General features: G+C 66.7%; 14 protein-coding genes. 6 read left to right on the top strand and 8 right to left on the bottom strand.

Annotated elements, in window-relative coordinates; translation table 11 throughout:
* Positions 1–6: 6 nt before the first annotated feature.
* From OPU70_RS10225 to OPU70_RS10205, 5 genes are all read right to left on the bottom strand, one after another.
* Positions 7–348 carry a DUF4352 domain-containing protein gene (locus tag OPU70_RS10225; protein WP_363519505.1) on the bottom strand — a complete coding sequence of 114 codons (342 nt, stop codon included), beginning with the start codon at positions 346–348 and terminating at the stop codon, positions 7–9.
* 457 nt (positions 349–805) lie between these two features.
* Positions 806–1765, bottom strand: coding sequence for a DUF6492 family protein (locus tag OPU70_RS10220; protein ID WP_498557681.1), 960 nt, complete (start codon positions 1763–1765; stop codon positions 806–808).
* The gene (locus OPU70_RS10215) at positions 1762–2625 is read right to left on the bottom strand and encodes an O-fucosyltransferase family protein (RefSeq protein ID WP_140036041.1); all 864 of its coding nucleotides are present in this window, start codon (positions 2623–2625) and stop codon (positions 1762–1764) included. Before OPU70_RS10215 ends, OPU70_RS10220 begins: the two co-directional genes overlap by 4 nt.
* A complete protein-coding gene (locus OPU70_RS10210; RefSeq protein ID WP_363519499.1) occupies positions 2618–3520 on the bottom strand; it encodes a glycosyltransferase in 903 nt (300 codons plus the stop codon). Before OPU70_RS10210 ends, OPU70_RS10215 begins: the two co-directional genes overlap by 8 nt.
* Entirely contained in the window at positions 3517–4098 is a 582-nt protein-coding gene (locus tag OPU70_RS10205) for a CDP-alcohol phosphatidyltransferase family protein (RefSeq protein WP_498557680.1), read from the bottom strand. Before OPU70_RS10205 ends, OPU70_RS10210 begins: the two co-directional genes overlap by 4 nt.
* Positions 4099–4374: 276 nt before the next feature.
* On the opposite strand from OPU70_RS10205, the gene OPU70_RS10200 reads away from it, so the two are divergent.
* Complete coding sequence (locus tag OPU70_RS10200) at positions 4375–5376, top strand: glycosyltransferase (RefSeq protein WP_363519493.1); 1002 nt, start codon at positions 4375–4377, stop codon at positions 5374–5376.
* Entirely contained in the window at positions 5373–6305 is a 933-nt protein-coding gene (locus tag OPU70_RS10195) for a glycosyltransferase family 2 protein (RefSeq protein ID WP_498557679.1), read from the top strand. Before OPU70_RS10200 ends, OPU70_RS10195 begins: the two co-directional genes overlap by 4 nt.
* Before the next feature lie 140 nt (positions 6306–6445).
* Here the strand turns inward: OPU70_RS10195 and OPU70_RS10190 are convergent, their stop codons facing one another.
* Both OPU70_RS10190 and OPU70_RS10185 read right to left on the bottom strand, forming a co-directional pair.
* On the bottom strand, positions 6446–7930 hold the full coding sequence (locus OPU70_RS10190; protein WP_498557678.1) for a hypothetical protein: 1485 nt from the start codon (positions 7928–7930) through the stop codon (positions 6446–6448).
* A gap of 254 nt (positions 7931–8184) precedes the next feature.
* Positions 8185–9426 (bottom strand): glycosyltransferase, encoded by a 1242-nt coding sequence (locus tag OPU70_RS10185; protein WP_079112189.1) that lies wholly within the window; start codon positions 9424–9426, stop codon positions 8185–8187.
* 97 nt (positions 9427–9523) lie between these two features.
* Here OPU70_RS10185 and OPU70_RS10180 point away from each other — a divergent pair, with 97 nt between their 5' ends.
* Positions 9524–9982, top strand: a complete 459-nt coding sequence (locus OPU70_RS10180) for an FAD synthase family protein (protein ID WP_042542251.1) — start codon at positions 9524–9526, stop codon at positions 9980–9982.
* A gap of 30 nt (positions 9983–10012) precedes the next feature.
* Here OPU70_RS10180 and OPU70_RS10175 read toward each other — a convergent pair whose 3' ends face one another.
* Positions 10013–10405: an SIP domain-containing protein gene (locus tag OPU70_RS10175; protein ID WP_042542250.1), complete on the bottom strand. Its 393-nt coding sequence runs from the start codon at positions 10403–10405 to the stop codon at positions 10013–10015.
* Positions 10406–10504: 99 nt separating this feature from the next.
* On the opposite strand from OPU70_RS10175, the gene OPU70_RS10170 reads away from it, so the two are divergent.
* Genes OPU70_RS10170 through OPU70_RS10160 form a run of 3 tightly spaced genes read left to right on the top strand, consistent with a single transcriptional unit; the run spans position 10505 to position 13987 of the window.
* Positions 10505–10768, top strand: a complete 264-nt coding sequence (locus OPU70_RS10170) for a glutaredoxin domain-containing protein (protein ID WP_042542249.1) — start codon at positions 10505–10507, stop codon at positions 10766–10768.
* 38 nt (positions 10769–10806) lie between these two features.
* Positions 10807–12186: an MFS transporter gene (locus tag OPU70_RS10165; protein WP_498557677.1), complete on the top strand. Its 1380-nt coding sequence runs from the start codon at positions 10807–10809 to the stop codon at positions 12184–12186.
* A gap of 46 nt (positions 12187–12232) precedes the next feature.
* Positions 12233–13987: an aldehyde dehydrogenase family protein gene (locus OPU70_RS10160; RefSeq protein WP_498557676.1), complete on the top strand. Its 1755-nt coding sequence runs from the start codon at positions 12233–12235 to the stop codon at positions 13985–13987.

Genomic DNA, 13987 nt, shown 5'->3' with positions numbered 1-13987 from the left:
TATCTCCTAGATCTCACCGACGAACAGCGCAACCGGCGCGCCCGCCACATACTCGACTGTGATGGAAAGGTCGTCCCGCTGCTCTGCGGGAATACCGAAGACATAGGTGCCCACTGCATCGCCGCCCGCGGCGATCTCGCCGGAGAAGGGCGCGGCGGGAGCGGAAGTGGTCGGCTGACCGAAGGCGCCGTCAGCGCCGGTCAGCGAGACCATCACCGAGCTGAGATCGACGGTCGAATCGGTGCCGTTCGTGATCTTCAGTCGCACCGCGACGGCCGGACCGGCGATCTCCCCGGGGGTTTCAGCCTTGGTCTCTACACGTTCAGCCTCCGTGACGGCGATGACCATCCCGTCGTCGAGTTCCGCGGGTCGATCCAGCGGAGTCTCTGCCGCGGCGGCAGCTGGAACGGGCTGATCCTCTTCAGCCACGACGACGTCGTCAACCGTCCCCCCGCCCGGCGCAGGCACAGTGGCCGTGGCGACAGGATCAGAGTTCTGCGATCCGTCAGCGATCGGTTCCGAGGTGCATCCAGCGAGCAGCAGCCCAGCTACGAGCACAGCTGACGCGCCGAGCGCGGTTCTCCCGCATCCGAGTACGCTCGAATATTTGTTCCCCATGGTCATCTCCCCAGACGACGGCTGTCACGCGAAGACACGCGACAGATAATTCCCCAGTGAATCTCCCGCCCCACGCGGGAGAGAGCCGCGCGCCCCAATCACGCAGACGGCCCTTCAGCGCCAGAATATCACGGTTCGCGCACAAGGCAAGCAAAAAGTCGCCGACCGGTGCACACGTCGATGAGAACTACGACCCGACGGTCCGTCTCACCCGGGATCGAACGGCATCGAGCACCCGATCCCGCTTGGCGGTACGAAGGAATCGCCGGACCTCCCGCTCATCGGCGAACAGTTCTCGTCCAGTCCAGAAATCCGCGAGCATCGCAGTACCCGAAGCATCCAGCCGTCCCAGCGCCCTGCGATGCACAGCAAACAGGGGAGCCTCCCATCGGGTCACCTCCGCCAGCGCGGCGCCCACGCCCGCGCCGTCAGCGGCTCCGCCCCAGACGGTCGGCGACTGGATCGCTTCTCCGTCGAGTATCTCCGACCAGCCTCCACTGCGTCGCGCAACCCAGCCCGAGTACAGGAAGAACTCCGAGAGATTCTGCTTCACGAACTCCTCCGCGAAAGGGCGGCCCGAACGGTCGGCAACGTCGGCGATGACGGACTGCGCCACTTCTGTGTTCATCACGAACGGCGTCGACGTCGGTGGGAATCGGTCGGCAAGCGACTCGCTCAATCCGAGGTACGCCAGTGTCGTGCGCAGCCGAGGAAGAAGCGGATGCGCTGCGTAGCTGTGGAAGCCGCCACGAGCCCGCCCATCGGGCGTGACGAAGTCGCTGCGTGCGACCGACCTCACGAAGTGATTCTTCGCGTCGAGCAACACATACCACGGCGTCTCGACGGTTGTGGAGACCGAGATCTTCAGCACCTGTTGGAGGGTCCAGCCCGACGCAAACGGCAGATGGGTCAGTTCCTCGGCGCGGCCGATCCGGACTCGCGGCGCAAGCACTCCGTACTCGGAGAGGAGACTCCTGCGAGCACGCGTCCCGAGCCCCGGCGAGCCGTTGTCGATGACGATGATGGTCTCCACCACCGAGGCATCGAGGAACCGCGCCATAGAACGGGCCTGCAGCCGGAGAAGTGCGTCCTCCGCACGGAAGGTGACCGTGACGAACGTCAGGCCCTTCGTCTGCCCGTCGGTCATCGCATCGACCTGTCGAACGGCCGCAGCGGATCAGCGGCGAACTCGAGGACGTCGTCCGCGGTGAGTCTCGAGTCCGCCGTCGACCGGCTGGTCTCGAGACGGAGTCCGGGACCCGCCAGCTGCTGAGCCACCTCAGGAAAGCTGGAGAAGTGCGGACCGATGAGATGCCCGGCTCCGGCGAGAAGGTAGAGGTCGACGACAGACGACTCCAAGGCTCTCCGGGTGTTGTACCCGCCCTTGTCCTCCAGCGCGAAGGTGGAGGGGATGGCGTCTTGGATAGTCTGCTGCGCCTCAGGCGTGTCCGCTGATACGAAGAAGCTCACATCGCGCTCCGCGCGTATCTCCTTCATCCGCTGGACATACCACTCGACGGGAGAGTGCTCCAGTGTCTGAGCGTTCGAGACCGCGTGAGTCCGGACCATCACGCCGACGTAGGGTCGGCCCATCAATCTCTCACCATGCAAGGCGCGCACCCGATCCTCGATGGCGGCAACCGGCTCGAGCCGCTGGAGAAGTCGCCCCCACGGCTCGGAATCCGGCGGCAAAGTGAGGGCGTGCGGAGTGCGAATCTGCCACACGCTGTCGTCTGCAGCCGATTCCATCCATTCGAGCGAGTGATTCCGGTAGGGATGCCGCAGCGAGAGCAAGCGTGATTCCGCAACCGAGATCCTGCGTTCGTCGAATCGCCAGAGGTCCGTCAGATCGGCGCCGAATCGCCTCCCGGTGGGCCAGGTGTAGGAGAACGAACGCCCTTGCGTCCGCGCCAGCGACAGCGCTCCGAGCGTCACCCGGAGCCGGTTGCCCAGACCGTGGTACGCGCCGATGAATGCGACGACCCGCTTCGACGAACTCTCACCCATGACGCGTCGCTGCCTCTCTTGCAGTGCGCACGAAGCGCCATCCCTCCCATGTTCCCCGAGCCGCGGGCCACAGAGTGCGAAGCGGCCGCACGAACTGGCGCCTCCCACCTCGAAGCAGAATGTCCCACGCCGCTTTCGGCGCGGTACGCACCCAACGTCGCTGTGCGGCCGGCGGCACATGTTTGGCAGCGAACACCAGACGGTTACGGGTGTTGAAACGGTAATAGATCGCTGACTTGGACCGGCCGCCCCCCTGGGTGCCGCCAGGGCTGTGGACAGCGACGATGCTCTCGTCCACCTTGATTCGACCGCCAGCCGCAACCACGCGGACGGAGAGATCCACATCCTCCCAGTACAGGAAGTAGTCGTCATCGAAGCCGCCGACGCGGTTCCACAGCTCAGCCCCCACCGCCAGGCAGGCTCCGCTGACCCAGATGGCTGAGGCGGCATACCGGCGCCCGCCCACCGCCCTGCGAAGGGATCCTGTGGCGAGATCCACTTCCATCGCCGAGGAGAAGTGGCCGCCGTCGGGACGCAACACCATCGGCGCGACGAGGGTGCCGGGCTCGGAGCCCGCCGCCACGAGGCGCGCGAGTCCGTCCTCGGGGATGTATGCGTCAGGGTTGAGCAGCACGAGCACCTCCGCTCCGCGCGCTATCGCCGCGCTGGCCGCGAGGTTCATGCCTCCGCCGAACCCCAGATTCGACGCCGGCGTCAGCAGGTTCCAGCCGGCACGCGCGCTGAGTGCGACAAGCTCCGCACGCTCCTCGGGCGTGCTGAGGTTGTCGACGATGACGACATCCATGTTCTCGGGAACCGCAGTCCTCGCGAGGTTCTCCTCCAGCAGACGGTGCGAACCGTAGTTGACGATTAGGAGCGCCGACCGGATGCTCATCGGGTCCGCTCGCCATCGATCCGCCTCATGTCGCGGAACCATTTGATCGCGGCCGCGATGAGAAAGACCAGGCAGCACACAGCCAGTGCGCCGTAGAGAAGGATGAATCGGGAGGTCCAGCCCCAGAAAACGAAAGCGGCGCAGAGGATGCCGAAGTCGGTCGGCAACAGCAGGAACGAGCGCATGCTCCCACCACCTCCCACGGCCGTGGACGAGGCCACGGACGCTTTGCCCTTCAGGAGGTCGTTGAGGATCATCCCGAAGAAGGTCGTGTTGGCCACCACAGCGAATATCAACGGAAGAGCAAGCATCCCGATGGGCAGGATATCGACGCGCGCCAGGCCAACGAGCACCGCGAGGTGGAGACTGCTGATCTTCAAGGCGTCGATGAAGTGGTCGAGCCACTCCCCTGCAAGGGACCCACCCCCGCGCAGACGAGCAACCTGCCCGTCTGCCGAGTCGAGCGCATAGCCGACCGCGAGCAGAAGCCAGATCGCGAGACCGGACAGCAGGGTCACCGGGGCGGCTGCGATCAGGGCGATGCCCGTGAACGTGAACAGCGCGCTGACCAGGGTCACCTGATTGGGGGTCGCACCCAAACGGTATGCGACCGCCGCGAAGAACCGCCCGACCGGTCGATTCACGTAGAGCGAGTACGCGGGCGCGCCTGCAGCACGTCCCTTCTGCGCGGAACGGAGACGCGCGAGCGTCTGCGCGAATGACTCCGACGCGCCGGATTCCCCAACTTCAGCATGCGTGCTCACGAGGATCAGTATGCCCTGCTGCACCCGCTGGCGGGTTCAGACGGTACATTGTCTCATTGGGAAGGGGGCGTTGTGGGGACTCTCCGTGTCATGCAGACGTTCGGCGTGCCGAGGCCGACGACGAATCCGTACATCGTGCAGCTCGCCGCTGCCCTCGAGGCCGAACCTCGGATCGAGCACTTGCCTTTCCGGTGGCACTCCGCGCTTTTCGGCGGGGTCGATGTGCTGCACGTGCATTGGGCGGACACTCTGCTGGCGGGACGTACGCCGCTCACGCGCTCAGCGAAGCGTGTCGCGATGGCCTTGTTGCTGCTGCGCATCAGAGTGCGTCGCATTCCGGTGGTTCGGACGGTGCACAACCTCAGCCTGCGTGACGCAGGTCGCATGGACGCGACGTTGATGCGGATGCTCGAACGACGGACGAAGCTTCGGATTCATCTGACTCCGACGACCCCGGATGAACCCGGGACGCCCTCGGTTGTGATTCCGCATGGACACTACGTCGAGTGGTTCGCCCAGTTCCGCCAGGAGGACATGGTGCCCGGTCGGATCGGATATGTCGGCTTGCTGAAAGTGTATAAAGGCATCGACCGGCTGCTACAGGCGTTCGGCGAGGCGAAGACCCCCGGAATCTCGCTCAGGCTCGCCGGCAAACCAGCCGACGAAGACACCGCTGCCTTCGTCGCCCAACGGCTACCTGCATTGCCGGACGCTCAAGCCGAGCTCCGGTATGTGAGCGAGGCAGAACTCGTCGCTCTCGTGACCTCGAGCGAGGTCGTGGTGCTGCCATATCGGGAGATGCACAATTCCGGGGCTGCCCTGGCTGCTCTTTCTCTGTCACGGCCTGTAGTCGTCCCCGCCAACCCGACCAATGCCGCGCTCGCTGAAGAGGTTGGGGCCGGGTGGGTGCTGCAGTTCGACGGAGCCCTCGATGGCGCTGCGTTGGACCTTGCGCTCTCTCAGTCGCGTTCCGCGGATCGCCCAGTCGGCCCCGATCTCTCCGGACGAGGCTGGTCCGAGGCCGGGAGACTCCACGCAGACGCTTATCTGCGCGTCGCGGGAGACCAAGCGCGAAGGAAAGAGCGACGGTGAATCGACATGTGATCGCGATACCGACATTTCGTAGGCCGAAGGCGTTGGTGCGCGCACTGCACGCGGTCGAGATGCAGCTCCATGAGGTGCATCCGCCGGACAATGCCATGATTCTCGTGATCGACAACGATCCCGCTGGGTCAGGACGCGCGACTGCTGAGTCCTTCGGTGTGCAGTACGTCGTGGAACCGTCGCCGGGGATTGCTGCCGTGCGGAATCGAGCTCTGACAGAGTGCGCGGATGCCGCGACGGTCATCTTCATCGACGACGACGAGGCACCCGAACCGGGCTGGCTTACCGCGCTCTTGAGCGTCTACCGTCGCTTCTCGCCGACCGCGGTGGCGGGCAAGGTCGTCACCACCTTCCCCAGCGATACTGAAGAATGGGTCCGAGCGAGCGGCGCCTTCATACGGCCACAACGCAGGCATGAGCAGCTGATGACCGAGGCTGCGACGAACAATCTGCTCCTGGACGTCGCCGAGATTCAGCGCCTCGGGCTGAGGTTCGACGAGCGATTCGGTCTGACCGGCGGTAGCGACAGCATGTTCACTCGGCTCTTGACCGCGCGAGGGGGAACCATCCGGTGGGCCGAGGATGCCGTCGTGGTGGAACAGGAGGACGCTGGGAGATTCACACGCGCCTGGATACTCATGCGGACGTTCCGTTTCGGTAACACCTCTACTCGGGTGACGATCGCACTCGCCGATACCGCGGTGGCACGCGTCAGTGCTCGCGCGAGAATGGCGGCACGGGGTGCAGTCCGTATCGTCGGCGGTGCTGGTCGATGGGTGCTCGGCGCCGTGTCAGGATCTCTGCCTCATCGTGCCCGCGGGCTACGAACCGCGTACCGCGGGGCGGGGATGGTCGCCGCCGCGACGGGCTATGCGCATGACGAGTACGGCCGTCGGCGCGCAAAACAGGCCGCCTGACCCGCGCTTCCTTCCCCGGCGAGGATGGCCACACCAGCCCCCTCGGCCACAGAGCGGCTGGATATCACGACGATGAGGCCCGGCGCTCACGAGCGCCGGGCCTCATCGTCGGTCATGCCGCTGGGCATCGGCGTCCGATGTCAGTCCAGGACAACGAAGGAGTTGGCAACGGCCTTGGTGGCCTCCCAGATGTTTCCACTGAGTGATGGGGCATTCGTCTGAGGAGCGATCACCGCACATGTGCGGTGGAGACGCTCCGGCCCGAAGACATTGCCCACGATCGACGGGCGGATGGGCTGCGGCGTGGCGGCGATGTTGATGCTGCATGCCCCGCCCTGGATGTAGTTATCCCGGATCGTCAGAGTGCCCAGTTGTGCGAGGCTCTTGTTCTGAGTCACCTGAATCGCTGCATTATGCGCATCTTCCAGCCTGTTGCCCTCGATGAGAATGGAACTGCCCGCTTCGATCTGAATCGAATCGTCGTGCGTCGCCGCCCCGTTGCGGAGCGGATCGCTTGCCCAATACGAGCTGTCGTGCAGCCATGAGGCTCGCACCGTGACGTTGTTGCCGATGATGCGGATCGGATCCACCACGTTATAGATCTCGACGCGTTCTGCGACGAAATTCGACCCGAATATGCCGTTCCAGCGCGGATTCTCGTACGCTGCGTAGATCTCGGAATCCCTGATCGTAAAGGGCTGACCGGAGACAACGTTGGACACCAGACCGACGCTGTTGGCGTCTTGCCCGCCCACGATGCGGGAGTTCCGGATGACGACCCCCGGCGCTTTGATGATGATGGAACCGCGCACCTCAACACCGTCGATCACCGTGTTCGCTTTCTCGACGACAAGGTCACCGTTGTGCACGGAGAGAGCAGTTCCCTGCGGTACCCCCGTGTTCGTGGCGTCTGGTAGATCGCCACTGGGGTTCGCCGGCCGCGACGGTTCCGGGGTGGGCTTGGGAGCCGGTGCAGGCGGGGAAGACGGGGTGGGCTTGGGAGCCGGGGTGGGCGGGGAAGACGGCGTGGGCTTGGGAGCCGGCGCGGGCGCCTGCGGTGCAGCGACGGCTTTGAGCTCCAGTACGCGCGCGCTCAACTTGCCGCCTGATTGCTGCGCGTACAGAGTGAGTCGGCTCGACCCGGATTGCAGTCGATTCTTCGACTTGTCAGACGCCTTCACAGAAACGCTGGCGCCCTGACCGATCCGAGTCGTCGTCGTGAGCTTGACCTCGGAAGTTCCCGACACCGTCAGGTTGATCAAGAGTCGTTCTCCGGCACGGAGCTTCACTGGCAGTTGCTTCGCGGAAGAGAGCGAAGTCGACGTGTGCCCGGCGCCTGTCGTGTTGTTGCGTTTGATGGTGACAACCGTGATGCCAGTCGAGTAGACGCGCGCTTGAGCGACGTAGGCACCGCCCTTGCCCGTCCGGGCTTCGACGGATGTGTAGACGCTCGTCCCGGCCTTCGGGAGCGTGCTGAGGCTCAGGGTCGCCCGAGCACTCCCATCGGCGCTCGACGCGGAACTTATCGCAATCGTCCTCGTCGATCCGGGGCGGATGTCGTAGGTCTCCGCCGCCATCGCGGGCTGCGGAGATGCGACGCAGCACACGACGATCGCGGCGATCACGCTGGCGACCAACATAGGTCGCTCGCGGGGACGGTCTCGCTGGCGTCTGGGGAAAATGTCGCGGAGCAAAGTCATATCGAAAGTCGGGCCCTTTTCATGAAGAATCTTGCTTCTTACGCCGAGCCTGAACAGTTCTGCTTTACGCATCGCAGCCGGTCAAGCCGGCAACAGCGCTCGTCGGAACCGACGGAGCTCGGATCCCTCCCCCAGGGAGAACGATACATCATCGTTATCTACGGGATTCTCCGCGCAGCTCAGAGCTCGCCGGGCTTCATCGCCTCGGCGTCGATCGCCCGGATGATGCGCACGGTCGCGGTGTCCGGCTTCGGCTCGCCCGTCGTCCCGTCCGCCTTCACACGCCGTTTCGGCGCATATACGACCAGGGAGTGGAAGAGGAAGCGCGCGAAGAACGCGACGATGAGCGACAGTCCCGTCGCGAGGACGCTCGAGATATGCCAGGTCTCGACCATCAATGCCATCACCGGGATGCGCAGCGCTGCCTCGACGTTGTTGAACGTGAACGACGCGGCGAAGCGGCCGCCCAACCCTCGCGCATCCGTGCGCATATCCGCGAAGACGAATCGCTCCTGCAGGATGAAATTGCCGATGATGGTGACCTCGGCGCCGATGATCGCCGCCCAGATGTAGGGCACACCGGCCAGCGTCAGCAGCCACATGATGCCGAGGTTGGCGACCGCCCCGATCACGCCGATCATCGCGAAGAGCGACATCTTGCCGAATCGCAGTCTGGCCAGGTGCGCGACGAAGGTCGCCCCCTGACGCAGGCTCGCCTTGGAGGTTCCGTGGCGGCGCTCGCCGAACTCCATCGGCACCTCGGCGATGCGCAGATCGGTGCGGGCGAGGATCTCGAGAAGGATCTTGAAGCCCTGCGGCCTGAGGGCGGAGAGGTCGAGGCGCGAGCGGTCGACCAGGAAGAAGCCGGTCATCGGATCGGTGCTGCGCGCGAGACGGATCGGGAACATCGCTCGCGTCAGCCACGTGGCCGACCGAGAGACTCCGAACCGCACGGCAGTGCCCAGACCGCTCATGTCGCCCCCGCCGATGTAGCGCGAGGCTGCCACGACATCGGCATCGCCTTCGTCGTGCCGGCGCACCAGTGCAGGAAGCAGTTCGGGCGGATGCTGCAGGTCGCCGTCCATGACGATGCAGAGATCGGATGCCGCGGCCTCGAGGCCCACGGCGACCGCTCCCCCGAGTCCGCCGGTGTTGTCCGTGCGGTGGATGACCCTGACCGGCAGCGGGGCGTCGGCGGCCACCCGCTCGACCTCGGCGGCGGTGCTGTCGGTGCTGTCGTCGACGAAGAGGATCTCCGCGTCGTATCCGGCGAGCGCGACGGCGGTGCGTGCGACGAGCTCGGCGACGTTCTCGCGCTCGTTGAAGGTCGGCACGATGACGGTGACCGATGTCCCCACTGTGCGCCCCTCCCCTGTGCCGACAGCACTGCGGACTCCATAGTTCCATGTGTTCCTATGCATGAGGAAACGACGACCTGCTAGAGTGACGGGATGCGGCTGTGGGAGTCGCTGGGCGGATGGGGATCCGCCTCTGGGGAATTATTGATCTGGGGAGATCATGGGGACGCGCATCGGCTATGCCGTGGGTGCTTTCGACCTGTTTCACGTCGGGCATCTCAACCTTCTTCGTCACGCCAAGCAGCACTGCGACATTCTCGTCGCCGGTGTCGTCAGCGATGAGATGCTGCGGCAGGTGAAGGGCATCGAGCCCGTCATCCCGACCGCTGAGCGGGCGGAGATCGTCCGTCACATCTCGTTCGTCGACGACGTCTACGTCGAGACCACTCCGTCGAAGATGGATTCGTGGCGAGACGTGCAGTTCACGCACTTCTTCAAGGGCGACGACTGGCGCGGCACCGACAAGGGCCTGCGGCTCGAGCGGGAGTTCGCGGAGGTGGGCGTCGAGGTCGTGTACTTCCCGTACACGGCGCACACGTCGAGCTCGTCGCTCCGCCGCGCGCTCGATGCGATCAGCGCCGGCGCGACCGTCGGCGCTCCGGCGCTCGCGACCCGCTGAATCGGGACCGCTGACGCTGCGCCCGCGGCGTCAGTTCGCGACGCCGAGCAGACTGCGTGCCATCCGCGCCACGTGCGGAGGCGTATGCGCGCCGAGCCAGACCGTCCATTGCAGCGCGGGCTCCGCGCACGTCCACTCGATGCACCACGAGTGCACGGCATTCGCGAGGCGTTCGCCTTTCGCATGCTGACGGATGCCGTCGCCGCGCAGCAGCCAGCGCACCGACACCCCCTCGGGCACGTCGATGTGGCGGAACTGGATGCGTGCGGCCGCCTCGAGGAGGATGACCCCCTCGGCATCCCAGGGCAGCCGTGCGGCGATGGCGGCGATGGCTCCGGCGTCGGTCGAGTCGCCGGCGATGAGCACGACCCCCTCGATGTTCTCCCAGTCGGGGTCTTCGAGATGCTCGCACGCGCTGTTCATGCACCAAGTATAGGTAAGGCTACCCTTAGTGAGCAATGATCGATCGACGGCATCCCTCCGCTCGGCGCCCGCCCAGCCAGGGCGCTCTACGCTGGAAGCATGACTTCTCCCGCAGACTCCGCGATCACCGTGTTCGGCGCCGACTGGTGCCGCGACTGCATCCGCACCAAGAAGCAACTCGACTCCCTCGGCGTGGAGTACACCTACGTCGACCTCGTCGCCGACCCTTCGGCGGCCGACATCGCGAAGGAGATCTCGGGCCGCATGAACATCCCCGTGGTGCTCTACCCCGACTCCTCGCACCACGTCGAGCCGTCGAACGCGGACGTCGAGTCGAAGCTCCGGGAGCTCTCGCTCATCTGACCTGAAGCAGGCTCTTCGCGCACCGATACACTGGCGCGATGAGCACCGCGGCTCGGCCCGAAGCAGCCTCCGTCCGCCTGTCCGCCCGCACGGTCGCCCTCTACGCGATCGGCTCGCTCGGCACAGGCGGATACGCGACCCTCCCCGGGCTGGTTCTGACGTACTTCCTCACCGACAATCTGGGTGTCGCCGCCCTCACCGCCGGCCTCATCGTCACCGGGGCGAAGATCTGGGACGTCATCATCGACCCGGTGATCGGGGCCGCGTCGGACCGTCAGTACGCGAGGACCGGCTCGCGTCGAGGATTCATGGTCGCAGGCGGCCTCACTCTTCCGGTGTTCTTCGCGCTCACCTTCGCGGTGCCCCCGTCCTGGGGCCCGACCGCCGGCGCCGTCTGCGTGCTCCTCGCGTTCCTCGCCACAGCGACGTCCTTCAGCCTGTTCCAGGTGCCCTACGTCGCACTGCCCGCCGAACTGACCTCGGGCTACGACGAGCGCACCCGGCTGCTCGGGTGGCGCGTCGTCGTGCTCACCGCAGCCATCCTGCTCTTCGGCGCCGGCGGCCCCGAGCTGAGGGGCGCCACCGCCGACCCCGTCGCGGGATACCTGCTGATGGGCGTGGTGGCGGGCGTGGTCATCGGCGTCGGCATGCTCATCGCGTCGCGGACAGCGGATGCCGCCGCCCATCACATGGCCGCGGACGAACGCCCCCCGGCGGTCGCTCCGGCAGGACTCCGGGAGCAGTATGCCGCCGGCGTGCGCACTCTACGACGCAGTCAGCCGTTCCGCGCCCTCCTCGGCACGTTCGTGCTGCAGGCGCTCGCGACCGGGACCATGCTCGCCGGCGCGCAGTACGTCGCCACATGGGTGCTGCGCTCGGAAGACGCCGTGACACTCGTGTTCCTGGCGCTCGTCGGGCCCGCCCTGCTCGCGACGCCGGGCTGGACCGTCGTCGCCCGGAACCTGGGCAAGGAGCGGGCGTTCGCTCTCGCGAGCATCCTCTTCCTGATCGCCGCTTCATCACTCGTCCTCGCCGTCTGGACGCCGGGCCCCTGGATGTACGGCTCGATCGCGGTGGCCGGCATCGCCTATGCCGGGCTGCAGTCGCTGCCGATGGCGATGCTGCCCGATGTGATCTCACACGACGAGCGCCGCACCGGAAGAGGCCGGGCCGGCACCTTCACGGGCGTCTGGACGGCAGGAGAGACCGTCGGGTTCGCGCTCGGAGCGAGCGCGGTCTCCCTCACGCTGGCCGCGACGGGATACGTCTCGAGCGTGGCGGGCACGACCATGCAGCAGCCGGACGCCGCGATCACCGGCATCGTGCTCGCATTCAGCATCCTGCCCGCCCTGCTGATGGCGGCGAGCCTGCTCACGCTTCGCCGCTACCGCCTGCGCCGCGCCGACATCGACGCCTGACCGGAGTGCGCGACATAAGCTGGGATCCCGCCCGAAGGAGACGCCGATGACTTCTGCGACAACGCCCGCCGCTTCGACGAAGACCCTGGAGCTCGGAGAGGCCGAACGCGATCGCCTCGACGCCGCGATCGACGACCTTCAGGGCGGCAGCCGCACGTGGTCGGCCCTGACGCTCGCCCAGCGGGTCACCCTGCTGCGCGCCGTGCGCTCGAGCGTCGCCGCCGCTGCGGAGGACTGGGCCGACACCGCAGCCGCGTCGAAGGGCCTCGACGGCCGGCATCCGCTGCGCGGGGAGGAATGGCTCAGCGGACCCTACAGCGTGCTCGGTGCCCTCGATGCCTACATCGAGACGCTCACGCGCCTCGCGAACGGCACCAACCCGCTGGACGGGATCACAATCGACCGGGCTCCCGGCGGACGCACCCGCGTGCGGGCCTTTCCCCTCACCGGCATCGACCGGTTCCTGCTCTCCGGCTACACGGGAGAGGTCTGGCTCGAACCCGGCGTCACCCCCAACGGCGCGCGCGCCGCGGCAGGGCTCGCGCAGCGCACCCCGTCGGACTCGGGGGGCGTGGGACTCGTGCTCGGCGCCGGCAACATCACCTCGATCCCGGTGCTCGACGTGCTCTACGAACTGCTCGCTCACAATCGCACGGCGCTGCTCAAGGTCAATCCGACGCAGGACGCGCTCGTGCCCGTCTACAAGCGAGCGCTCGCGCCGCTCATCGGTCCTGGGCTGCTGCGCATCACGCGCGGCGGGCCCGACGTCGGCGCCTACCTGACCGGCCACCCCGACCTCGTGCACGTGCACATCACGGGGTCGGCCGCGACCTTCGACGCCATCGTGTGGGGCACGGGGGCTGCGGCCACGCGGCGGCGCCGTGAGAACCGTCCGCTGCTGAAGAAGCCCATCACGGCCGAGCTCGGCGGGGTCTCGCCCATCATCATCGTCCCGGGCGAGTGGACGGACGCCGATCTCACGTATCAGGCGGAGCACGTCGCGACGATGCGTCTGCAGAACAGCGGACACAACTGCATCGCCGGCCAGGTGGTGATCATGTCGTCGGATTGGGCGCAGGCCGACGACTTCCGAGCCGCTCTGCGCCGCGCCTACGCGAACGCTCCGGAGCGGCCGATCTGGTACCCCGGTGCGACCTCGAGGATGCACCTCGCGACCGATGCGTACCCCGACGCCCTCGTGCTCGGCGATCGTGTGCTGGTCGAGGTCTCCGACGGCGACGACGCGACAGCGCTGCAGAGCACCGAGTACTTCGCTCCGGTGCTGGGCGTCGTCTCGGTGGCGGGCACCGGCCAGGAGTTCCTCGACGCGGCCGTGGCCTACGCGAACGACCGGCTGCAGGGCACGCTCGGCGCGAACCTGCTGATCGACCCGTCGACCGAGAAGGCACTGGGCGCGGGATTCGACCGGGCGATCGCGGCCCTTCGCTATGGCTCGATCGCGATCAACGGCTGGACGGCCTTCGGCTTCATCACCCCGACCATGACCTGGGGAGCGTTCCCCGGCAGCACGATCGCCGACGTCGGCAGCGGCATCGGCGTCGTCCACAACGCACTCCTGCTCGATCGCGTCGAGCGCTCGGTGATCCGCGGACCCTTCCGGCCGTTCCCGCGTTCTCTTCCGGTCGTCAACGGCGGCGGGCGCCTCACCATCCTGCCCAAGCCGCCGTGGTTCGTCTCCTCCCGGACGGGCGCAGCGGTGAGCGAGGGCCTCACGCGGTTCCGCGCGCACGGCGGCACGATCGGGCTGCTGAAGACCCTGACCGCGGCGCTGCGCGCCTGA

Source organism: Microbacterium sp. SWDP-B6, assembly GCF_059803615.1.
Note: the sequence above shows the minus strand (reverse complement) of the source record. Positions and strands in the feature narration are given on the sequence as shown.

Excerpts from the sequence above, each read along its gene's own strand:
- OPU70_RS10225 (WP_363519505.1), bottom strand. The coding sequence starts at position 348 with ATGGTCATCGCCGTCACGGAGGCTGAACGTGTAGAGACCAAGGCTGAA.
- OPU70_RS10220 (WP_498557681.1), bottom strand. The coding sequence starts at position 1,765 with ATGACCGACGGGCAGACGAAGGGCCTGACGTTCGTCACGGTCACCTTC.
- OPU70_RS10215 (WP_140036041.1), bottom strand. The coding sequence starts at position 2,625 with ATGGGTGAGAGTTCGTCGAAGCGGGTCGTCGCATTCATCGGCGCGTAC.
- OPU70_RS10210 (WP_363519499.1), bottom strand. The coding sequence starts at position 3,520 with ATGAGCATCCGGTCGGCGCTCCTAATCGTCAACTACGGTTCGCACCGT.
- OPU70_RS10200 (WP_363519493.1), top strand. The coding sequence starts at position 4,375 with ATGCAGACGTTCGGCGTGCCGAGGCCGACGACGAATCCGTACATCGTG.
- OPU70_RS10185 (WP_079112189.1), bottom strand. The coding sequence starts at position 9,426 with ATGCATAGGAACACATGGAACTATGGAGTCCGCAGTGCTGTCGGCACA.
- OPU70_RS10180 (WP_042542251.1), top strand. The coding sequence starts at position 9,524 with ATGGGGACGCGCATCGGCTATGCCGTGGGTGCTTTCGACCTGTTTCAC.
- OPU70_RS10175 (WP_042542250.1), bottom strand. The coding sequence starts at position 10,405 with ATGAACAGCGCGTGCGAGCATCTCGAAGACCCCGACTGGGAGAACATC.
- OPU70_RS10170 (WP_042542249.1), top strand. The coding sequence starts at position 10,505 with ATGACTTCTCCCGCAGACTCCGCGATCACCGTGTTCGGCGCCGACTGG.
- OPU70_RS10165 (WP_498557677.1), top strand. The coding sequence starts at position 10,807 with ATGAGCACCGCGGCTCGGCCCGAAGCAGCCTCCGTCCGCCTGTCCGCC.
- OPU70_RS10160 (WP_498557676.1), top strand. The coding sequence starts at position 12,233 with ATGACTTCTGCGACAACGCCCGCCGCTTCGACGAAGACCCTGGAGCTC.